Origin of the sequence: Cognatishimia coralii, assembly GCF_037478305.1 — a bacterium.
Lineage (GTDB): Bacteria > Pseudomonadota > Alphaproteobacteria > Rhodobacterales > Rhodobacteraceae > Cognatishimia > Cognatishimia coralii.
In genome coordinates this window covers 263,687-285,370 of the sequence record NZ_JBBGAZ010000003.1, presented here as the reverse complement: position 1 = coordinate 285,370, position 21,684 = coordinate 263,687, and the positions used below count along the sequence as shown (strand labels likewise).

The 21,684-nt window shown below is 56.4% G+C and carries 16 protein-coding genes; 13 read left to right on the top strand and 3 right to left on the bottom strand.

Annotated features, from left to right (window positions below):
- Window positions 1–29 precede the first annotated feature (29 nt).
- Window positions 30–5,540, top strand: coding sequence for a cadherin-like domain-containing protein (locus WG622_RS08810; protein WP_339403259.1), 5,511 nt, complete (start codon window positions 30–32; stop codon window positions 5,538–5,540).
- Between the two features lie 49 nt (window positions 5,541–5,589).
- Here WG622_RS08810 and WG622_RS08805 read toward each other — a convergent pair whose 3' ends face one another.
- Window positions 5,590–5,820, bottom strand: a complete 231-nt coding sequence (locus tag WG622_RS08805) for a hypothetical protein (protein WP_339403258.1) — start codon at window positions 5,818–5,820, stop codon at window positions 5,590–5,592.
- A 164-nt stretch (window positions 5,821–5,984) separates the two neighbouring features.
- On the opposite strand from WG622_RS08805, the gene WG622_RS08800 reads away from it, so the two are divergent.
- Window positions 5,985–7,013 (top strand): glutathione S-transferase C-terminal domain-containing protein, encoded by a 1,029-nt coding sequence (locus tag WG622_RS08800; protein ID WP_339403257.1) that lies wholly within the window; start codon window positions 5,985–5,987, stop codon window positions 7,011–7,013.
- A 255-nt stretch (window positions 7,014–7,268) separates the two neighbouring features.
- Complete coding sequence (locus tag WG622_RS08795) at window positions 7,269–10,292, top strand: Hint domain-containing protein (protein WP_339403256.1); 3,024 nt, start codon at window positions 7,269–7,271, stop codon at window positions 10,290–10,292.
- A 12-nt stretch (window positions 10,293–10,304) separates the two neighbouring features.
- Here WG622_RS08795 and WG622_RS08790 read toward each other — a convergent pair whose 3' ends face one another.
- Entirely contained in the window at window positions 10,305–11,012 is a 708-nt protein-coding gene (locus WG622_RS08790; RefSeq protein WP_339403255.1) for an IclR family transcriptional regulator, read from the bottom strand.
- 129 nt (window positions 11,013–11,141) lie between these two features.
- On the opposite strand from WG622_RS08790, the gene WG622_RS08785 reads away from it, so the two are divergent.
- Genes WG622_RS08785 through WG622_RS08765 form a run of 5 tightly spaced genes read left to right on the top strand, consistent with a single transcriptional unit; the run spans window position 11,142 to window position 17,172 of the window.
- Complete coding sequence (locus WG622_RS08785) at window positions 11,142–12,602, top strand: aldehyde dehydrogenase (protein WP_339403254.1); 1,461 nt, start codon at window positions 11,142–11,144, stop codon at window positions 12,600–12,602.
- A 20-nt stretch (window positions 12,603–12,622) separates the two neighbouring features.
- A complete protein-coding gene (locus WG622_RS08780; RefSeq protein ID WP_339403253.1) occupies window positions 12,623–14,341 on the top strand; it encodes a thiamine pyrophosphate-requiring protein in 1,719 nt (572 codons plus the stop codon).
- Between the two features lie 29 nt (window positions 14,342–14,370).
- Complete coding sequence (locus WG622_RS08775) at window positions 14,371–15,360, top strand: TRAP transporter substrate-binding protein (protein ID WP_339403252.1); 990 nt, start codon at window positions 14,371–14,373, stop codon at window positions 15,358–15,360.
- A gap of 5 nt (window positions 15,361–15,365) precedes the next feature.
- Entirely contained in the window at window positions 15,366–15,878 is a 513-nt protein-coding gene (locus tag WG622_RS08770) for a TRAP transporter small permease (protein ID WP_339403251.1), read from the top strand.
- Window positions 15,871–17,172: a TRAP transporter large permease gene (locus WG622_RS08765; RefSeq protein ID WP_339403250.1), complete on the top strand. Its 1,302-nt coding sequence runs from the start codon at window positions 15,871–15,873 to the stop codon at window positions 17,170–17,172. The genes WG622_RS08770 and WG622_RS08765 overlap by 8 nt, the downstream gene beginning before the upstream one ends.
- Window positions 17,173–17,244: 72 nt before the next feature.
- Here WG622_RS08765 and WG622_RS08760 read toward each other — a convergent pair whose 3' ends face one another.
- A complete protein-coding gene (locus WG622_RS08760) occupies window positions 17,245–17,712 on the bottom strand; it encodes an RrF2 family transcriptional regulator (RefSeq protein ID WP_339403249.1) in 468 nt (155 codons plus the stop codon).
- A 109-nt stretch (window positions 17,713–17,821) separates the two neighbouring features.
- Here WG622_RS08760 and WG622_RS08755 point away from each other — a divergent pair, with 109 nt between their 5' ends.
- Genes WG622_RS08755 through WG622_RS08735 form a run of 5 tightly spaced genes read left to right on the top strand, consistent with a single transcriptional unit; the run spans window position 17,822 to window position 21,683 of the window.
- Entirely contained in the window at window positions 17,822–18,328 is a 507-nt protein-coding gene (locus WG622_RS08755) for a cupredoxin domain-containing protein (protein WP_339403248.1), read from the top strand.
- A complete protein-coding gene (locus WG622_RS08750) occupies window positions 18,325–19,770 on the top strand; it encodes a cbb3-type cytochrome c oxidase subunit I (RefSeq protein WP_339403247.1) in 1,446 nt (481 codons plus the stop codon). Before WG622_RS08755 ends, WG622_RS08750 begins: the two co-directional genes overlap by 4 nt.
- Window positions 19,770–20,360, top strand: a complete 591-nt coding sequence (locus tag WG622_RS08745) for an SCO family protein (RefSeq protein ID WP_339403246.1) — start codon at window positions 19,770–19,772, stop codon at window positions 20,358–20,360. The genes WG622_RS08750 and WG622_RS08745 overlap by 1 nt, the downstream gene beginning before the upstream one ends.
- Window positions 20,357–20,926: a hypothetical protein gene (locus WG622_RS08740; protein WP_339403245.1), complete on the top strand. Its 570-nt coding sequence runs from the start codon at window positions 20,357–20,359 to the stop codon at window positions 20,924–20,926. The genes WG622_RS08745 and WG622_RS08740 overlap by 4 nt, the downstream gene beginning before the upstream one ends.
- Entirely contained in the window at window positions 20,901–21,683 is a 783-nt protein-coding gene (locus WG622_RS08735; RefSeq protein WP_339403244.1) for a formate/nitrite transporter family protein, read from the top strand. Before WG622_RS08740 ends, WG622_RS08735 begins: the two co-directional genes overlap by 26 nt.
- The last annotated feature ends 1 nt before the right edge of the window (window position 21,684 follow it).

The following is a 21,684-nucleotide window of genomic DNA, read 5'->3' as shown; positions in this document are numbered from 1 at the left end:
GCGTCTCCAACGCGACGCTGACAATTTCTGTGCCAGACGTAGAAACACCAGATGGTCCAACGACTTATGAGATTTCAGCAGAGATTATCTCGTTCCAGGACAATCGTGTTGGGAATATTGACGTGGGTGCTGTGCAATTCACATCAGTTCCGCAACCTGCGCCGGATACGGTGACTGTGTCCGCTGATTTCAGCGACGTAGATACAACGGATACCCATAGCTTCAGCGTGGATACGACAGGGACACAAGGCGAGGTCACAAATAACGGTGACGGCACCTTTACCTATTCGGCCAACGGAGCCTTTGAGCATCTGGCAGAAGGTGAGACCTCGACTGACAGCTTTACCTACACCGTGGATGATGGCAACGGCGGCACTTCGACCGAGACGGCAACCATCACCATCACAGGTATTAACGACGCGCCAGCAGCAGCGGCTATCAACGCTGGAACAGTGGACGAGGACGGCGGATCTCAGACGATTGATCTATTGGCGAGTGCGACGGACATCGACGGAGACAACCTGTCTGTGTCTGGCATTAGCGTTGTGGACGACATGGGCGTTGCTCTGAGCTTCACTGACAATGGCGACGGCACGATCTCGATTGATCCGATCCAATATGGCGAGGATCTGGGGCAGGGCGAAAGCCGCGTTGTCACAATCAGCTATGACATTGACGATGGCACAACCACGGTCAGCAATACTGCGACGATGACCGTGACCGGCGTCACCGACAATATCGCGCCAACGGCACAGGATACGGCAGTTGCACCAGAGGGTGCGGGCTTTGTCTTTGATGAAAACCCAGTTGTGACGTCGCAACAAGTGTCCACAACAGATCAATATCAGAGTGGATCTTATCAATACGACGCAAACAGTGACTATAATCCATCGGTCATTGCCTTTGGCGACGGGGGGTACGCAGTTGCCTGGCGTGAAATTGACGCCGAATACTCAGGCACAACCAGAACATCGCAAACCGACCAGATTGCCGTACAGATTTACGGCGCAGATGATCAGCCTGTTGGTGCAAAGATGCTGTTTGGAGAAATTGATACCACTTACAGCGGCGACACGGACGTAGACCGAGCCTTTGAGTACAATCCCCGTATGGTCAGCATGTCTGACGGTGGCTTTGCCATGACGTGGGAGGGTGACTACCGGTCCTATACTGGAACGTCACAGACTCAATATGAACGCGATATCTACGTTCAGATCTTTGACGCGAGCGGCGCACCGACCAGCTCTGATCCGATCAAAGTGTCTCAGACCGTGCCGGCTGCAAATGGCAGCACTACGGCTTACGACGCCTTCCAAGATTATCAGCCTGAGATCGCAGCGCTTGCCGACGGTGGCATCGCGGTATCCTGGCGCGGTAACCATTATGATGTCAGTGGCACGACACTCGACAGCCGCTCTTATGAGCAAAACGTTTATGTCCGTGCATTTGACAATGATGGCACGGCGCGCGGCGCAGAAGTCTCTTTGGGGAGCATCGACAGGTCTTACAGCCAGGATAATATCGACCGCCACACGGACTATATCCCAAAAATTGCAGCGTCAGAAGATGGCAGCTTTGCGGTGGTCTGGCAGGGGCAGTACAATAATTACTCCGGCACGACATATGTTGGTTTTTCCAATGACATCTTCCTGCAGCGGTTTGACGCGGACGGTGTTGCGCAGGGCAACTCTGTGCAAGTGTCGCAAACGGAGTCCTACCAAAGCAATGGTCGTACGAATGACGCCTATCGCGACAACACACCGGAAATCGCAGCTCTGGAAAATGGCGGCTACGTTGTCACCTGGAGTGGACGGCACGAGGAATACAATGGCTCGACTTTCGTTTCTTCTGCAGAAAATATCTGGGCGAGAGTCTATGATGCGGATGGTCAACCGGTCACCGGAGAACTGTCCATCGGCGAGGTCGACACCTCTTACAGTCCAGATGATCGCGACCGGGCTTATGACTATAATCCAAAGGTCGCCGGGACCGCGGATGGTGGGTTTGTTGTCACGTGGTATGGAAATTACTTTGCGTATAGCGGAACAACTGCGATTGAATACACCCGCGACATCTATGTGCAAAAGTTTGACGAGAACGGGGACGCTGTCGCGGCCGCACAAAAGATCAGCGAAACAGGCGAGCGCACCACCGGCAGCTACCAGCTCTATGATAGCATCGGGGACAGCGACCCTCAGATCACTGATCTTCTGGGCGGTGGCTTTGTGGTCACATGGTATTCCAATCAGCAAACCTACAACGGGTCCACGTTTGTCGAAAGCCAGCAGGTCGTTCAGGCCCAACGTTTCGACGAAGAAGGCAATGCAGTTGGCGATTTGATTACGCTGGGCAATGTGGTCCAAGACGCGAGTGGCTATGACAGGTCTCAAGACAGTCAGGCGCGCGTCACGGCTTTGAATGACGGTGGGTTTGCCATCACTTGGTACAACTACACGAACTACTACACCTCTTCCGGAAGCTACACGGGCAATAGCACTGACGTGTACGTGGCAGCGGTTCACGCAAGCGGCGGTGGCACAGAGCTGACTGATCCGGTCGAGGTCGACGTCGCCAATCTGATTGATGATGCTGATATTCCCGATGGCGACCAGTTGACGGTCACGGTGGCGACCGGGTCCAACGGCTCGACTGCGACGGTGAATGGCACGGTGATTTCCCTGCTTCCAAACGCGGCCTATTATGCGGCGCTGGGCAAGGATGAGACCGAGGACGAGACCTTCACCTATACGGTCACGGATCTGGCCGGAGCTCAGGCGACAGCGACCATCACGCTGACGGTCACCGGTAACAACGACAAACCCGAAGCCAATGCCATTTCTGGTGCTGCGGACGAAGACGGCCCTGCGACAACGTTGACAGCAGACTTCACGGACGTCGACACCAACGACACCCATACCTATTCGGTGAATACTGCCGATACTCTGGGCGTTGTGACCAACAATGGCGATGGCACCTTCGACTATGATCCGAACGGCGCATTCGAGGCTCTGGCCGTTGGTGAGACCACAACCGATACCTTCAAATACACGGTGCGGGATGCTGCCGGTAAATCATCGACGGCAACGGCCACAGTGACGATCACGGGCGAAAACGATGCGCCGACGGCACAGGCGGCCGCGATATCGAACGGGTATGTCTATGCCGAAGTTCCGGAAACCAACCAGCAACAGGTGTCGGTCACTGATCCATACACCAGCGGATCGCGCACCTATGATGCGAACTACGATAGAGAGCAGCAGGTCGTTGCCTTTGGTGACGGAGGCTATGCGGTCGCATGGAGGCAACAGGACGGAACCTATTCTGGAAGCACGCAGGTGTCGCGAGAAGACCAGATCGCGGTTCAGATCTATGATGCGGAGCACAATCCGGTCGGAGGTATCCAAACCTTTGGCGAGGTCGACCAAAGCAATATCTACGACGACTTAGATCGCTCTTATGATTATCGCCCAATGCTGACAGAAATGCCGGACGGCGGGTTTGCGATGGTTTGGTACGGGGATTACCGGTCCTACACGGGCACAACCACAACACGCTATGAACGTGATATCTTTGTGCAAGTGTTTGATGCCACTGGTGATCCAACAAGCACGGATCCAATTCAGGTCAGCCAAACCGTCCACGCGACAAATGGCTCGATCACGCAGTTTGATGCCTTCCAGGATTACAATCCAACCATCGGAGGCCTTGCTGACGGCGGCGTGGCGATCACCTGGCAATCGCAGGAATATGCCTTGAGCGGCACGTCAGTCATCACCACGTCACGTGACCAGCAGATCAAAGTTCAAACCTTTGACGCAGATGGCACCGCACGCGGCAGTGCGGTGGAGCTTGGAAGCGATGATCGGTCGTATAGCGGCGACAATGTTGACCGTCACTTCGAGTATGAACCTCGTATCGCGACCTCGGACGACGGCGGTTTTGCGGTGGTCTGGCACGGCAGTTATTCTAACTACAGTGGCACAACTTACGTGGGCCAATCCCAAGACGTCTTTATCCAGTTGTTCAACGCTGACGGAACTGTTCAAGGCGCGACCCAGCAAGTAACTCAGACCGTGAACTATACCTCTGGCAGTTCCACGCGAGACGCGCATCGTGACTATAATCCAGAAGTCACAGCACTTTCGGATGGTGGCTATGCCGTTGTCTGGTACGGTGAGCACAGCACCTACAGCGGGTCCACAAGAACCTCTTCAGAAAACAATGTCTACGTGCGAGTCTATGATGGCAATGGGCAAGCCGTGAACCAAGCGGTTTCGCTTGGATCGGTGGACACGTCTTATTCGACTGACACCTATGATCGCCACTATGATCAGGCGCCTAATATCACGGCGACTGAGGACGGAGGCTTTGTTGTTGTATGGCAGGGCGATTACTACGACTACAGCGGCACGACGCAGACCGGCTATGACTCCGATATCTGGGTGCAGCGCTTTGATGCGGATGGCGCACAAGTTGGCGCGAGTGAGAAGCTGAGTCAGACCGTTTACCGAACAAGCGGGTCGTCAGAATATGACGAGTTCCGCGATTACAATCCGGTTGTCACAAACCTCGAAGGAGGGGGCTATGTCGTCGTTTGGCAAAGCAACCAACGGACTTACAGTGGGTCTACCTTTGTCAGCAGCGAGCAGCTCATCCAGGCGCAGCTGTTTAACGCAGAGGGTGAACGTGTTGGCGATGTGATCGACTTTGGGACCGTTGATCAAGACAGCTCTGGCAATGACCGCTCGTCGGAGTCTTCACCCGAGGTTGCGGCGCTGTCAGGCGGTGGTTTCGCAATCACCTGGTATAACAACACCCAGAACTACAGCAGTTCGGGATCATATCTTGGGAACTCCACAGATGTGATGGTTGGTGCTGTTCAGCCGATTGGAAATGGCACGTTGGCTGACGGCGTTGTTGTTGATGTGGCCGACAAGATCGACGATGTAGACCTGCCAGGTGGCGACACCCTGACGGTCACTGTCGACGCGGTTGGGTCCAATGGATCCACGGCGACGGTCAATGGTACAGAGATCACCATTTCTCCGAACCTGACGCTTTACGCGCCGCTGGCCAAAGGCGAAACGGCTGAAGAGACCTTTACCTACACCGTGACAGATGCCTCCGGAGCGCAAGCCTCCGCGACGCTCACTTTCACCGCACGCGGCGAAAACGATGCGCCGGTTGTTGAGAGCGTGACCTACAGCGCGCTCGACAGTGGTACCATCGCATTCTCGGATGTGGACAATGGCGACACCCATACGGTCGCTGCCACGGATGCGACGATCACGGGGGATGCTTCTGCGCTGGCGGGTATCGATGTCTTTGACTTCATCTCATTTGATGCTGTCGATCAGGCCGGAGACACAGTGGACTGGACCATCAATGTTCCAAGCGCTGCGCAGTCTGCCGTTGCGGCCGCATTGGCTGACGGAGAAACTCTGACAATTGACTATACGGTTGGGGTCTCTGACGAAGAGGAAGACCTAGCTCAGACAACCGTATCCATAACTTTGGATGGGGACGGGTTCCTTATTTAAACCTGCTCGGTTTGGGTAGGAGCGTATGAAGAAACGGCGGCTTCGAAGTCTATTCGGCGCCGCCGTTTGCTAAATCAAAATCAGATGAATGATGGATCAGAGTATCGCCAAAGATGTGGAACAAATCCTCGGCGGATCGCGTTGAGCCAAAGGTTGCCGCGTGGGCTTCAAGCCTTGCAAGGTTCATCCTCTGCAAACCTTTGTCCGTCGCCAGGAATTGGGAATAGATGGCTGAGTAGGGAACAAAAGTGGCCAGCATTGGCGTAAACTTGTAACTCATTTGGCCTCAAAACCTATCAGAAAATTCGATCTAATTTCCTGCGGGCACATTCTTTGTCTCTGCACAGATGCTGTGCACGGGCACTCGTGCTTCGAGCTTGCGTTAAAGCGGGATGCATTTCACTCTGTGAAGGACACTTGTTGAAATCGACCAAGAGGCATCGCGTGGGAAACCGAACCGAAGACATATCCACTCAAGAGGATCAAACCGATGCCAAGTCGCGGCGTGCGAGTGGAGAGTTTGTTCGTGGGGTGAGTGGATTTCGCCACGCCATCGGTGATCCCGAATTTCCGCCCGAACCCGGGCGATATCACCTCTTCGTGGCGCTCAATTGCCCGTGGTGTCATCGGGTTACGTTGACACGAGGTGTGTTGGGTCTTGCTGAAGCGATCACAATGGACGTCGCCTTCCCAAACCGAACCACCGAGGACGATCCGGTGGGGCCAAACCTTTGGGAGTTTTCACCCGGCCGGAAAGCGACTTTGACAGGCAGTGAGTTGGCTGAATGCACGCTTGATACAGGAACAGGTCAAACCTATCGGCTGGCGAAGCAGATTTATCAGGCGGAAGGGTCTGACGAGCAATCGGTGCCCATTCTCTATGACAAAGTCACGCATAGGATCGTGAATAACGAGAGTGCCGAAATTATTCGAATGCTGGATGAACACGCGCTGGCGCTGGGCAGTACGCACTCGTTTGACCAGTTCCCGAACTTGCGTCCAGAAGGGGTGATCGCAGAAATCGATGCGCTGAATGAGAATATCTATGTTGCGATCAACAACGGCGCCTATAAAGCAGGGTTTTCCTCGGATCAGTCGGTATATACGCAGGCGTATGTTTCGTATTTTGAAACGCTCTCAAAGCTTGATGAGATATTGTCGGATGGGCGAAGTTTTCTCACCGGCGAGGCCTTCACCGAAGCGGACTTGCGTTTGTTCCCAACTCTCTATCGGCATGACCCGGTTTACTACCTGCGCATGAAACTGAACGGAGCACGGATACTGGATTACCCAAATTTGTGGCGTTGGCTGTGCCGTGTTTATGCTCTTCCAGGTGTCGCCGAAAGCGGGTCTTTGTTGCATTGCCGTCAAGGCTATTTCGGGCGCTCCTGGAACGGGGTTGTGCCTTTGGGACCGTTTCACCCGATGCCCTATCCCGAAGCCTATGAACATCCAGAATTGGCGGCCAAATAGCGGGTTTTACACCTCAATCGCCCAAGTTTGCGGTTAACGTTCTTTAACTAAATAGTAGTTAAAAGCGGTATATCACCACCGGTTGAGTGTTGTATGATGTAGCGTAGAGTTAACCAGTGTCATGTTTGGACAAACAGAGGTGACAAGCGCAAAACGCTGAAGCGGGCGCGCAAAAGGGATCGGGCAGGATCTCGCCAGTGACGGCGGCCTCTTAACGGGTAAGCAGGGCAAAAGCCCCAAGCGCATGAGGGTCCGATGGCGAACTATATCGTAACCGAGGCAAACTGGAACGATCCGAATTTCTGGCAGACAATAACCTCGTCGGGATCAGGGGACACGCTTGATTTCAGCGCGCTGCCTGACAGCTACTCTGTCAATATTTATGCGAGCCATGGCTACCTCTCGATATCCGATGGCACCTCATCTTATTTCGTCGGCGAGGATAGCACAGGCGCCGGCGTGAATGTGCGTCTCGACCCTGCAGTGGATTTGTCGGGTTTTGGCAGCATCACGGCCCATGGCGGATCGAGCTCTGCCTTCGGAGATTCTGCCAACGAAAATTTCATTCTTGGAGATGGCAACGATACATCAGCTGGTGGTGATGGCGCGGACACTATTGACGGCGGCGGCGGCGACGACCGCATCGAGGGGCAAGGCGGCGATGACAGTATCATAGGCGGCCTCGGCAATGACTCTCTCTTTGGTCAAGCCGGAGCCGATACGATCGATGCGGGCGAGGGCAACGACTATGTCGAATCTGGCTCGGACAACGACTCCGTTATCGGCGGTGCGGGGGCAGACACCATTTGGGCGTCATCGGGCGACGACACGATCCAGGGTGGCGAGGGCGCTGACGTTATCTATGGCGAAGGTGGCTCTGACTCTGTGGATGGCGGCGGCGGCGACGATAGGATCGCAACCCATGAAGGCATGGACACGGTCGACGGCGGCCTCGGGGATGATTGGATCGATGCGGGCAGCGACGCGGATCGCGTTTACGGCGGCCTTGGCAACGATACGATTTCCGCGGGCGGAGGGGACGATTTTGTCGAAGGTAACGAAGGGGCTGACAGCATTTCCGCAGGCAGCGGTCACGACACCGTTTATGGCGGCGCGGACAACGACACCGTCGATGGATCCAGCGGCAATGATCTGATCTTTGGCGAGGGTGGCCATGACTCGCTCTTGGGCGGCGACGGAAACGACGAGCTTTACGGAAACGACGGCAACGACGTGCTGGACGGCGGCATCGGCAGCGATACGCTGCGTGGTGGCGCGGGTGACGACACGGTGTTGGGCGGTGAGGGCGACGACTTCCTCGCGGGCAACAGCGGCGCGGATTATCTGGATGGTGGGGCCGGAGCAGACACGATCTGGGGCGGCGGAACGGCTGACACGATCCTTGGCGGCGACGGCGCAGATCAGATCTATGCGCAAGACGGAGCGGACAGCATCGTTTCCGGTGCCGACAATGATCGCGTCGAGGCTGGCTCAGGCAACGATACAGTCACGGCAGGCACGGGTGATGACACAGTTTTTGGCGGCGCGGGCGAGGACTCGATCACCGGGGATGACGGCGCGGACCGCATATTCGCCGGGGATGACAACGACACCGTTGATGCCGGCGATGGAGACGACGCTGTTTATGCCGAAGCCGGAGACGACGTCGTCTTTGGCGGGGTTGGTGCGGACACGATCTTTGGTCAGGACGGGGCAGACACGGTTGACGGAGGCCTCGGGGATGATCGCATCCTTGGTGGCGCCGGAGCGGATTCCCTGAGTGGCGGCGATGGCGCGGACACCGTCTTTGGCGAACTTGGCGACGATATTGTGTCTGGCGGTCTCGGCAACGATCTCGTGGATGGCAACGGCGGAAATGACACCGTTTTGGGTGGCGAGGGTGACGACACTCTGTATGGGGCCTTCGGCGATGACCTTCTTGAGGGCGGCACAGGTGCCGACTGGATGGAGGGCAGCGAGGGCTTTGACACGCTGATTGGCGGCGATGGGAATGATACGCTGGAGGGGCGTCAGGACGACGACTTGCTTCAGGGTGGCGCAGGCGATGACAGCTTTGTTCTGACCGACACCAACTATGATGGCATCGATACGATCGACATTGGCGATGATACAATCGTCGGGGGAACCGGCATTGATGTGATCGATGCCTCTGGTGTCCAAAACAATGGTGTCGATGTGACGTTTACCGGCGACGGTGCGGGCACTCTGACGGATGGAATTGATACGGTCGACTTCTCTGAAATCGAAGGGCTGACCCTTACTGACAATGCGGACACCATTGATGCATCTGCCGCGTCGAGCGGGCTGGCACTCGAAGCGGGGGCGGGCGACGACAGCATCACTGGCGGATCAGGCAGCGACACCATCACGACGGGCACAGGATCGGATGTGATCGATATGAACCCCGCTGCTGGGGCCGATGTCATTACCGACTTTACGCTAGACGACGGCAGCGGCGCGCCATTTGACGTCTTTGACGTTCAGGACCTCGAAGACGCAGACGGCAACCAGATCAGCACCAAGGACGTATCCGTCTCGGACGACGGAAACGGCAACGCGCTTTTAACGTTCCCAGATGGCTCCTCGGTTGTCTTGCAGGGTGTCACGCCAGAGCAAATGGACAAGAGCGGCCTGATGGCAGCTGGAATTCCCTGCTTTGTGGCGGGGACCATGATCGAGACGAGCGAAGGACCGAAGGCCGTCGAATTGCTGCGCATCGGCGATCTGGTGCGCACAATGGACAACGGTTTTCAGCCTGTGCGCTGGGTGGGCTTGAGGCATATTCTGACCGAAGAACTAGAACTCGCGCCAGAGCTGAAGCCGATCCTGATCCCCGCAGGCGCTTTAGGCAACGAGGCCGATCTTCGCGTGTCGCCACAGCATGGGGTGAAAGTCTCGGATCAACTGGTCAGAGCCAAGCATCTCGTTGAAGAGGCCGGGCCAGAGTTTGCTTTTGTCGAGGATGATGTAGTTTCCGTGACTTACGCACATTTCCTGTGTGATCGACATGAAATTGTCTTTGCCGAGGGCATTGCGACGGAAACCATGTATCCAGGAGCAGGCGCGATTGCGGCAATCGGGGCAGAGGCGGTCTCGGAAATCGTGGCGGTTTTCCCAGAATTGGAGCCGTATTTTTCGGGTGCATCCAATCTCGGCGAAGTTTTTGGTGAGCGAGTTCGACCTTTGGCAAAGCGCAGCACTTTGCGTGGCAAAACCGCCGATGAAACTTTGCGTCAGTGTCTGGGTTTGACGGCCTGATAGAAACGGCTCTTAGCTACTAATCGCACGTGCGGCCTGTTTTAGCGATGTCACGGAACGGGACACGAGCGAGTCATTGAATCGGCTCAACATGCCGAAGACGCTGACGGTCATTGCAAGCTTGCCATCGTGACCAAAAACAGGAACGGCAACTGCCCCTAGGTCGGGTTCATTGTCACCTTGGTTTTGCGCGAACCCTTGGGATTTGATCTTAGCCAGCTCGTCGTCGAGGTCGCTTGACGTGCCTTTCAGCCAATGGGCGCGATCCGCTTTCGACATATGCGTCAGCCACAAGCGCCCGTGCGCGGTCACATCTATTGGCAGGACTGTCCCGATATCTGTTTTGACCGAAATTGGCTGATCAGAGACTGCAACGGCGATGCAGGTCGGCCCCCGGCGCCCCAAACGGCAGACCATGACGGATTCGCGAATCTCTCGCGCGACCTCGTTGATAATGGGCTGCACTTTGGTCGAGATCGGGTTGACCGATTCTGCCAGTCGGCCCAGTTCTTCGATGGTTCCGCCAAGTGCGAAATAGCCGCGCCGATAGCTGACCAGGACGCCAATCGACTCCAGCGTCAGCAAAAACCGATGCGCCGTCGCGACATTTGTTCCAAGCTCAGAGGCCACTGAATTTGCAGTGATTTCGGGCCGGTCTTTGGAAAACAGTCCCAGGATGGAAAAGGCCTTCAGGACCGATCCGTTTAATGGCGTGCTCATCTCTGTGACCCTCTCTCTTTGGCTTCATACAACGGGCTTCAAAGTTTGTCCCGACAATCATCGCTTGACGAAAGCACAAAAACTCAATTAATGATATATCAATCTCACAAAATGAGATTAGGAGGAAAAATGACCAAAGTTCTTAATGTGGATCACCTGATTGACGGTGAATCGGTTGCGTCTGAGTCGGGATCGACTTTCGAGCGCAGGTCTCCGGTGACCGGAGAGGTCGTGACCATCGCGGCTGCGGGGAAAGCTGGCGATGTCGATCGCGCGGTTATGGCCGCGGATGCCGCGTTTGAGACTTGGTCAGTGACTGGTCCAAATACGCGCCGGTCGATTTTGAACGCCTGCGCGGATGCGCTTGAGGCACGCTCGAGTGATATTGCGGCCCTTGGCGCTGCAGAGACGGGCGGCACTGCGGGCTGGATTGGATTCAACGTCATGCTGGCCTCCCGCATTATGCGCGAAGCCGCTGCGATGACGACCCAGATCAAAGGCGAGATTATTCCGTCGGACAAACCGGGCTGCCTCTCGATGGCGATCCGTGAACCGATTGGTGTGCTTGTGGGCATGGCCCCTTGGAATGCGCCGGTTATTCTGGGTGTGCGTTGTTTCGCCATGGCGATTGCCTGCGGCAATACAGTCGTGATGAAAGCGTCCGAGAAATGCCCGGGCCTGCATCGTTTGATCGGCGATGCAATGGTGGAAGGGGGGCTGCCCAAGGGTGTGCTCAATATCATCTCTCACGCAGCAGAAGACGGTCCAGAGGTCGTGAACGCTCTGATCGATCATCCGCTGACACGTCGGATCAACTTTACGGGCTCTACCCGCGTGGGTCAGATCATTGCGGAACGTGCGGCGAAACATCTGAAGCCTTGCCTGCTGGAACTGGGTGGCAAAGCGCCGCTGATTGTTCTGGACGATGCCGACATTGGCGGCGCTGTGAACGCGGCCAACTTTGGGGCCTTCATGAACCAGGGTCAGATCTGCATGTCGACCGAGAAAGTCGTTCTGGTACCTGAAATCGCCGAGGAATTTGTTGCCGCTTTCAAAGCGAAAGCAGAGAGCATGGTTGTGGGTGACCCGACTGAACAAGTCCACATTGCTTCGGTCGTCGATATCGATACCATTCATCATGTGAAGTCATTGATTGAAGATGCAGTTTCCAAAGGCGCAACCGTTGTTACCGGTGGAGTGCCAGAGAGCGGCTCGATCATGGCGCCAACCATCGTGGACGGTGTGACACCCGAGATGGATATCTACGCGGCAGAGAGCTTTGGTCCAGTGACCACGGTTATCCGCGCGAAAGACACCCAAGACGCAATCCGGATTGCCAATGACACAGAATACGGCCTGACCGCGGCAGTGCATGGCCGCAACACCCGTCGTGCCTTTAACATTGCCCGTCAGCTGAAAACCGGGATCGCGCATGTGAACGGCCCGACTGTTGCGGATGAAGCGCAGATGCCATTCGGTGGCGTGAAGGCGTCTGGCTATGGCCGCTTTGGTGGTACCGCAGGGATCGATGCCTTCACCGAGTTGCGCTGGATCACAATCGAAGACGCTGATCAACACTACCCAATTTGAGGTCCATTATGGCGAAGGACATGACAAAAGAGACAGTCACCGCAGGTGGCGCGATCTTCGGCAAGATGAAGGCCTTGGGGATTGAGTATGTGTTTACCAACTCCGGCACCGACTTCCCGCCGATCATCGAGGGTCTGATCGAAGCCAACCAAAAAGGCATCGATCTGCCGACCCCGATCACTGTCCCGCATGAGATGGTGGCCGTCGGTATGGCGCATGGCTACTACCAGATCTCTGGCAAAATCCAGGCCGTGATGCTGCACACCAATGTGGGTCTGTCCAACGGCGCAACCGGCGTGATCAATGCGTCCTGCGATCATATTCCGATGCTGTTGATGTCTGGCCGCACGCCCGTGATGGAGAAAGACCGCTTTGGCGCACGCACTGTGCCGATCGGCTGGGGTCAGGAAATGTATGACCAGACCGCGCTAGTGCGGGAAGTCGCGAAGTGGGAATATGAACTGAAGTTCCCAGAGCAAATCTCTGACCTCTTTGACCGCGGTTGGGCGATCTCGAATTCGACGCCCAAAGGCCCGATCTATATGAGTCTCCCGCGTGAGGTGCTGTGTGAGCAGACGCCACCGGATGGGCTGGATCAGCCGTCTATCATGGCCCCTGTGATCGCAGCACCGGATCGCGCGTCTCTGGCGCGTGCCGCTGAACTGCTGGCAGGCGCGAAAAATCCGCTGATCATCAGTCAGCGCGGCGCTGGCACCCAAGAAGGGTTCGACGCCCTCAGCGACTTTGTCACCGACTGGGCGCTGCCGTTGAACCACTATTGGGCGAACCAGATCTCTATTCCACTGGACCACCCGATGCAGACCGGCTGGGCGCCCGAAGCGCTATTGGCTGAGGCAGATGTGGTGCTGGTGATCAACAGCCTCGCACCTTGGTTCCCTGACAAGGTCACCCTGCGCGATGATGTCAAAGTGATCCAAATGGGACCGGATCCTTTGTTCACAGGTACGCCTGTGCGCAACTTCAAGGCGGACGTTACCGTCGTAGGTGAAACCGCCGATACGATCTTTGCCTTGGCCGAGGCGATGAAAGACCTGCCGCGCGACGAAGCCGCATTGGATGAACGTCGCAAGAAAATCGCGGCGATCAGCAAAGCGCGTCAGGGCATGGTTTTTGAAGAGGCACGCAAGGGCGAGCGCGGCCCGATGACCAAAGAATGGGTCAGCCTATGTCTGGGTCAGGCCATCCGCGCCTCTGGCAAAAAGGCGAGTGTCTATCACGAGCTCGGCTGCCCGCTGGAGCCTCTGAACCTGAACCAACACCAAGGCTATTTCCAGGAGCCGCATTCTGGGGGGCTGGGCTGGGGTGTACCGGCCGCAATTGGTGCGCAGCTGGCGGATCGGGACCGTCTGGTTTTTGCCACCGTGGGTGACGGCAGCTACATGTTCGCCAATCCTACAGTGTGTCACCAAGTGCTTGAGGCACTTGAGCTGCCCTTGATCATTCTGGTGCTGAATAATGAGGAATGGGGTGCGGTGCGTCACTCTGTTCAAGTGCTCTACAAAGGCGGTCTTGCGGCGAAATCCAACGAGGTTCCGCTGACGTCGCTCAAGCCAAGCCCTGACTTTACCCAAACCGCAAGCGCCAGCCGCGCTTACACCGAAACAGTCACCACCGGCTCTGAGTTGCCGGCGGCTCTGGAACGGGCCATCAAAGTCGCCACCGAGGAAAAGCGACAGGTCCTGTTCAACATCGCAATCGAACCCACTGCGGTTCACTAGCTTAGACTTTGAGTGGAGGAGTTAATCCAATGTCTATTTTCATGAAAACCCTCGCAGGTGCAGCAGCCCTTGCGACTTTTGCAGTCACTGCACAGGCAGATGAGTTGAAGCTGGCGCACTTCGCGTCGCCAAAGTATCACCTGCATAATGAGATGTTCCTGCCACTGGCCGAGCAGATTTCTGCAGCGACCGGCGGCGAGACAACCATCCGCGTCTATCCGGGCGGCGAATTGGGCGCTGGTCCAGTTAAGCAGTACGACCGCGCCATCGACGGTGTTGCGGACATCGTATACGCGCTGCCTGGCTACACTGCGTCCCAGTTCAAACAAACTCTGATGGCTGAACTCCCTGGCATGGTCACCGGTTTTGACACCCCAACCCAAGCGGTTTGGGAAAACATCGACATGCTGGACAAAGAATTCCGCCGCACCAAGCTGCTGGGTCTTTGGAACTCTCAAGAAGCAGCTCTGCTGATGGCAGAAAAGCCAGTGAACTCCTTGTCTGATCTGGCAGGTCTGAAAATCCGCGTTCCGTCCAAGAACACCGGTCGTGTGATTGAAGCATGGGGTGCAACCCCGGTCTCCATGCCAATCACGCAGGTTTACACTTCTATGGAAACCGGCGTGATCGACGGCGTTCTGGTGGACACTTCTGTTCTGCACAGCTTCAAGCTGGGTGAAGTTACTAAATATGTGACCACCGGCATGAATGCGACCAACTCTATGTTCATGCTCGTGATGAACCGCGACAGCTGGAACGATCTGGACGCGGACACCCAAGCGAAACTCGAGGGCATGACCGGCGCAGCAATGTCTGAAGGTGGCCGTGTCACCATGGACAACGCCGCGACCAAAGCTCTGGCAGCTTGGAAAGACGCTGGTGGCGAAGTGATCACCCTTTCTGCAGATGCCGCAGCGGAATTCAACTCAGCCTCCTCCGTACTAGCCGGTGAAGTGACCGCAGAACTGGAAGCAGACGGCATCAACGCAGCCGCCTGGTCCGCAGCTCTGAAGAAGTAAGACATATGTCGGCTTCCGAACAACTCGGCGCTCAAGGGGGAACCCTTGAGCGCGTTTTCCGCTTCGCGGCCCTGCTTGGCGGCATCGTGCTCTTTGCGATCATGATCCTTGTCTCGGTGGCCGTGTTCTTTCGCTATGTTCTCAACCAGCCGATCTTGGGCAACCAGGAGCTGGTCGAGATTGGAATGGCCGTCGTTGTTATGCTGGCCATCCCCTATACGTCCCTCAAAGGGCAACACATTCGGGTTGATATCTTCGACAATATGCTCGGCGACGCAGGCCGTTTCTTTTGTGATCTCGTGTCGCGCAGCATCGGTGTCTTTGTTCTTTACCTCCTGGTGCAAAAAGCCTGGGACAAGGCCCTAGATGCCTATGAGTACGAAGACGTCACCAATATGATCGAGATCCCGGTCTGGATTGCCTACGGCGCGATCACGGCGGGCATGGGGCTGTTTGCCTGTGTCTTGGTCCTTAAGATCATTTCTCAAATTCGCCATGGAGTTCGTGGATATGAGTGAGACTTTAATTGGCGTCCTCGGCATTGCGGCCCTTTTTGTCGGGCTGTTGATCCGCCTTCCGGTCGGCATGGCGCTTTTGGCCATCGGTATGGGCGGGATCTGGGTCATGGACGGCTCGCGTGCAGCGATCGCGACCATGTCCTCAGAAACCTATTCTTCCGTAACCTCCTACGGCCTGTCGGTCATTCCACTGTTCGTTCTGATGGGCAATGTGGCTGGGGCTGCAGGCTATTCGCAGCGCCTTTATGAGGCCGCACACGCTTGGGTCGGACGCTTCCGCGGCGGGCTCGCGTCCTCGACCGTCATGGGCTGCGCAGCTTTTGCGGCGGTCAGTGGCTCTTCCGTTGCGACGGCTGTGACCATCGGCAAGGTGGCTCTGCCAGAAATGAAGCGGTTCAACTATTCTGACGGTCTGGCAACTGGCTCTGTGGCCGCAGGTGGTACGTTGGGGATCCTGATCCCGCCGTCCACGGGCTTTGTGCTTTATGCGATCCTGACAGAGGAAAGTATCGGCAAGCTCTTCATCGCGGGCATCGTCCCGGGTCTGCTGTTGTCGGCGCTTTTTGTTCTGGTGATCATCGGCATCACGCTCTTTAAGCCAGATGAAGGCCCCGCGGGTCCGATCACATCAATGGCCGAAAAGCTGGGCGCATCTGTCAGCGCGCTGCCGCTGATCTCGGTGATCCTGGTGTCTATCGGCGGCATCTATCTTGGTGTCTTTACGCCTGTAGAAGCCGCGGGCGTGGGGGCCTTCATGGTGACTGTGCTGGCCTTGGTCACGGGCAAGCTGAAATTCGGGCACTTCCCCGACATTCTGATCGAGACCGTGACGATGACGGCGATGCTCTATTTGATCATCATCGGCGCGCATGTCTTTGGCCCGTTCTTGGCGCTGACCCATATCCCTGAAACGCTGGCCAATGGGCTTGAGTCTTTGGGTCTGGGCAAATACGGCACGCTGCTGCTGATCCTGATCGCCTATATCATCCTTGGTATGTTCTTTGATGGTCTGGCGATGTTGGTTGTGACGCTTCCGGTGGTCTTCCCGATCATCACGGGCTTGGGTTTTGACCCAATCTGGTTTGGCGTGATCGCAGTGATCGTGATCGAGATGGGTCTCATCACACCGCCTGTTGGCATCAACGTCTTTGTGGTGAAAGGCGTCGCCGCAGACGTTCCGATGTCCACGATTTTCCGCGGGGTTTTCCCGTTCTGGTTGGCCATGGCTGCTTGCTTGCTGCTGTTGGTGCTCTTTCCTCAGATTGCTCTCTTCCTTCCCGAGCAAATGAAATAGACCCAACGGCATTTTGTCGTTGCCAACGCTAAAGGGCCGCTCTGCAACGAGCGGCCCTTTTTCTGTCAGTATTTATGAACTCGAGGCGGGCCTAAGTGGTTCGTCGTTCAGGAAATTTAGAAGGTTCGCCATTCCGGGCGACAAGGTGATGACATCCGCGACGGTTGTTGGATCCAACGTCTGAAAAAACGCTTCTTGCGCGTTTTGGAGCGCCACGGACAGCCCGCAAGACGGAGACAAGCGGCACGAGCCGCCATCCGCGCCCAGACATTCCACCATGGGCTTGTCTTCTTCGAGCTGGCGCAACAGGGCCCCAAGGCTGATCTGGGAGGGCTCTTTGGACAGGCGCAAACCGCCGCCACGCCCGCGCAAGGATTCGGCATAGCCTTCGGACACAAGCCAGCCAGTGACCTTAGCCATGTGGTTATACTTTGCGTCATGGATCTCGGCGATCTGACGCGTGGACATCAAACGATCCGGGGAGGCGGCGAGGTGAACGATCACCCGAAGCGCGTAATCTGAAAACTTTGAAAGCTGCATGAGCTAAACCTAGGTCAAATTAATCCGCATTCCAAGTGCAAATTTAAATTGACATTAAAAATACCAATTATATGAAAGAGGCCTGCTCACACTTATGAAAGAGGGGGCCATGCAAGCCACTATTTTACTAATCACGCTGCTGGTGATGATGGGGACTTTAGCCATTATCTTGCGTGCTGTTCTCGCCGTCGATGGGCCAGCGCCATCGCCAAATGTTAATCAAACCCGCGTCAAATTCCTTTGGGGCATGGTCATTGTGGGGGTGGTGGTCTCGATCGCGTCCTTGCGTGAATGGCCACACTCTGCGCCCGGCGCAGACGCAATGGTCGTCAATATTACCTCGGGCCAATGGTGGTGGGACACCGACACCACAGAAATCCCATTGGGCCAGCAAGTCGAGTTCCGCGTCACCTCTGAGGACGTGAACCACGGCCTCGGCATCTACAACGATGAAATGCGCCTCTTGGTGCAGGTTCAGGCGATGCCGAATTACACCAACTCGATTGTCTACACGTTCGATGAGCCGGGCACCTATCAGATCCTCTGCATGGAGTTCTGCGGCATCGCGCACCACGACATGACCTATGAATTTGACGTAGTGGAGGCCAGCTCATGAGCGATGCAGTGACTGAACCTGTAGCGCGTCCAGAAAGCGAAGGGGTCATCAAGCTGACCATGCTTTTGGGCGGTGTCGTGTTCCTTTTGATGATGATCTTTGGTCTGATCATGCGCGCGGCGCAGGGCGATCTGATCTATCTGGATCCGACGATCTTTTACCAACTCCTGACGGCTCATGGGGCCGGCATGGTCGGATCGGCGGCCCTCTCGGGCGCTGCGATCCTGTGGTATTTCACCGCGCGCCACGTGCCTTTACGCACTGGCATCTATATCGCCTTCTTGGGTCTGTTCCTTTTGGGCGTTGTTCTGATCCTCGGGTCGATCTTTATCGGAGGATATGGCGGCGCCTGGACCTTCCTTTACCCGCTGCCCGCCTTGTCTGGTGGCGCATGGGAAGCAGGTGCGGCCGTGGCCTTTATCCTGGGCTATCTCTTTATCGGCGTGGGTTTCCTGCTCTACTACCTAGAGCTCGGCATCCAGATCATCACCCGTTACGGAGGCCTCTTGCGCGGCCTTGGCTGGACCTACCTCTTTGGCGGCTCGGATGAGGACGTGCCTCCTCCGACCATCATCGCGGCTTCGTCTGTTCTGGTGTTCAACACCATCGGCATCGTCTTTGGCGCGGCGGTGATTGCGGCAAGCATCATCAACCTCTTGTTCCCAGGTTTTGAGGTCGATCCGCTGATTGCAAAGAACGCGATCTATTTCTTTGGTCACGTCTTTATCAACGCCACCATTTATATGGCTGTCACGGCGGTTTACGAGCTGCTGCCCGACTACACAGGCCGCAAATGGAAGACCACACGTCTGTTCGTAGGCGCTTGGTTCGCGGTCGTTGTCTTTGTGCAGGCGGTTTATTTCCACCACACGCTGCAAGACGTGAATATGCCGGCCTGGACGATGGCTGTTGGCCAGATCATCTCGTATTCTTCCGGTGTGCCTTTGATGGGCGTCACGGTCTTCTCGCTGGCGGTCTATATCAAGGGCTCTGGCCTGAAATGGGACCTTCCGATTGCGCTCTTAGTGCTGGGTACCGTGGGCTGGGGCATCGGCGTTATTCCGGCGATCATCGACGGCATGGTGGCGGTCAATAAGATCCTTCACAACACCATGTGGGTGCCGGGTCACTTCCACACCTATCTGTTGCTGGGTGAGGTCGCGATGGCCTTTGGCTTTGCCGCTTGGCTGGTCAAAGACAAGACCAAAGAGGCGATGTCTGGTCTCGATAAGCTCTTGCTGCGCGCCTACATCGGCGGCGGTGCAGGTTTTGTCCTGATGTTCCTCTGGTCTGGTGCAGCCTCGATCCCACGTCGCTGGGCGGTGCACTATGAGTACTGGCAACTGCAAAGCCAGCTCGCGAGCCTCTTTGCGCTGGTCGTTGTTCTGGCAACCCTCGGGCTGGTGATCAGCTATGCCCGCGGCCTCTTGCGGCGCAACTGATGCGGAGCGTCCTATATACTCTCGGTGCAGCCCTTCTGGGCTGCGCCTCGCTCTGGCAGGCGACCGACGGGTTGCGCGCTTTCACGGCCGAAGGCGCGCGGCGTGTGTCTGTTGCGCGAGACCCGCGCCCTGTGCCTGCGGTGCCCGTGCAAACCATGCAGGGCGATTGGGTCACCATCGCTGAAAACGGTCCGGCCCTTGTCGAATTTATCTACACCACCTGTCCGACCCTTTGTCAGATCTCGGGCGGAGACTTTGCCGAACTGCGCGACCAACTGGTCGGCGCGGGTTTGGACATACCCATGTATTCCCTGAGCTTCGATCCCGAGAATGACGATCTTGAGGCTCTGCTAAACTATGCCGACCTTCATTCCGCCACCGGAGACCCGTGGACCGCAGCGCGTCCGCGCGCAGAGGACCTGAAGGTGCTGTTGCGCACCTTTGATGTCACCGTCATCCCCGACAATTGGGGCGGCTATGAGCACAATGTTGCGGTGCTCTATGTCAACGCCGAGGGCAAATTCGCGGGCGCTTTTGACACCCGCGCCTTTGATCAAATCCAATCCGTAGTCGAAAGTGGCGCGTCATGATGCGCTGGGGTTTATCAGGGGCCGCTTTTGCCTTGGCCTGTGGTGCGCAGTTTTGGGTGGCGGCGGATCCGGTCATTCACATGCTGGTGCAAATTCCTTTGCTTGCGATTTGTGGTTGGCTTTTGCCTCTGGCGCGGTGGGAGCTGCCGAAAGAGGTCGTCAGAGCCGTGCTGATCCTAGCGCTGGTTGTCGGCGCGATCTGGATGCTGCCGCGCTCGCTGGATGCAGCCCTGATCACATGGCAAGGCCATATCGCGAAATTCGCGACGATCCCGCTTTTGTTCGGCCTACCTCTCGCGCTGGTCTGGAGACATCTTGGATCGCTCCTCAAGGGTTTCCTAAAGTGCCAATCGGTGTCGATGCTCCTGTTTTTGGGGTTCCTCTATACGCACGCGCCGGTGCGCCTCTGTAATTCATATCTTGTCGACGATCAGGTCCGCCTCGGACATGGCTTTGCGCTTGTTGCGTTCGCCCTTGTGATCCTTTGGCTCATCCCAGTCTTCGCAAGCCCGTCACACCGCGAAACGAAAGGTAAGTTTCATGAGTTTTCTCACATCCGTCACTAATTTCGCCAATACGGCCGTTGCAAAGCGAGACCATTTGGCGAGCGACCCACTGGGCTTTTTTGTCCTTGCTATTATGGCGGGGGCCTATGTTGGCCTTGGCATTCTGTTGATTTTTTCGGTCGGGCAGGGCGTGGATCCCGGTATTCGCCCCGTCGTCATGGGCGCGAGTTTTGGCATCGCGCTGATCCTTGTGATCTTTGCGGGATCCGAGCTTTATACCGGTCATACGATGTATATGACCATGGGGCTGATGACGGGGCGCACCGGCGTGTCTGACCTCTTGCGCTGCTGGCTGACATCTTGGGGCGGCAATCTCGTAGGGGCTGCGTTCCTCGCCATCCTATTTGTCTATGGCGGCGGAGGCATCGTGCTGGGCGCTGAAGACAGCCTGTTGCACAAGGTGGCGGCCAAAAAGATGAATGGCGACGGGATGCATCTGTTCCTGAACGGCATCCTCTGCAACTGGCTGGTGTGCCTCGCGATCTGGACGGGATCTCGCGTGCAAAACGAAATGGCGCGGGTCGCGATCATCTGGTTCTGCCTCTATGCCTTTATCGCGGCGGGCTTTGAGCATTCAGTGGCCAACATGACCGTCTTTTCTGTATCGCTCTTGTCAGAGCACTCCGACAAAATCTCGCTTATGGGCGCGCTGCGTAATCTGGCCTATGTGTCGGCGGGCAATGCCGTGGCAGGTGCTGGGATCATGGGGCTCGGCTATTGGGTCGCCGCAGGACGACCCAAGGGCGAAGCCGCTTAAG

What these genes read in the sequence shown, in the direction of transcription:
- WG622_RS08805 (WP_339403258.1), bottom strand. Translation starts at nt 5,820, where the DNA reads ATGAGTTACAAGTTTACGCCAATGCTGGCCACTTTTGTTCCCTACTCA.
- WG622_RS08795 (WP_339403256.1), top strand. Translation starts at nt 7,269, where the DNA reads ATGGCGAACTATATCGTAACCGAGGCAAACTGGAACGATCCGAATTTC.
- WG622_RS08790 (WP_339403255.1), bottom strand. Translation starts at nt 11,012, where the DNA reads ATGAGCACGCCATTAAACGGATCGGTCCTGAAGGCCTTTTCCATCCTG.
- WG622_RS08785 (WP_339403254.1), top strand. Translation starts at nt 11,142, where the DNA reads ATGACCAAAGTTCTTAATGTGGATCACCTGATTGACGGTGAATCGGTT.
- WG622_RS08780 (WP_339403253.1), top strand. Translation starts at nt 12,623, where the DNA reads ATGACAAAAGAGACAGTCACCGCAGGTGGCGCGATCTTCGGCAAGATG.
- WG622_RS08775 (WP_339403252.1), top strand. Translation starts at nt 14,371, where the DNA reads ATGTCTATTTTCATGAAAACCCTCGCAGGTGCAGCAGCCCTTGCGACT.
- WG622_RS08770 (WP_339403251.1), top strand. Translation starts at nt 15,366, where the DNA reads ATGTCGGCTTCCGAACAACTCGGCGCTCAAGGGGGAACCCTTGAGCGC.
- WG622_RS08765 (WP_339403250.1), top strand. Translation starts at nt 15,871, where the DNA reads ATGAGTGAGACTTTAATTGGCGTCCTCGGCATTGCGGCCCTTTTTGTC.
- WG622_RS08760 (WP_339403249.1), bottom strand. Translation starts at nt 17,712, where the DNA reads ATGCAGCTTTCAAAGTTTTCAGATTACGCGCTTCGGGTGATCGTTCAC.
- WG622_RS08755 (WP_339403248.1), top strand. Translation starts at nt 17,822, where the DNA reads ATGCAAGCCACTATTTTACTAATCACGCTGCTGGTGATGATGGGGACT.
- WG622_RS08750 (WP_339403247.1), top strand. Translation starts at nt 18,325, where the DNA reads ATGAGCGATGCAGTGACTGAACCTGTAGCGCGTCCAGAAAGCGAAGGG.
- WG622_RS08745 (WP_339403246.1), top strand. Translation starts at nt 19,770, where the DNA reads ATGCGGAGCGTCCTATATACTCTCGGTGCAGCCCTTCTGGGCTGCGCC.
- WG622_RS08740 (WP_339403245.1), top strand. Translation starts at nt 20,357, where the DNA reads ATGATGCGCTGGGGTTTATCAGGGGCCGCTTTTGCCTTGGCCTGTGGT.
- WG622_RS08735 (WP_339403244.1), top strand. Translation starts at nt 20,901, where the DNA reads ATGAGTTTTCTCACATCCGTCACTAATTTCGCCAATACGGCCGTTGCA.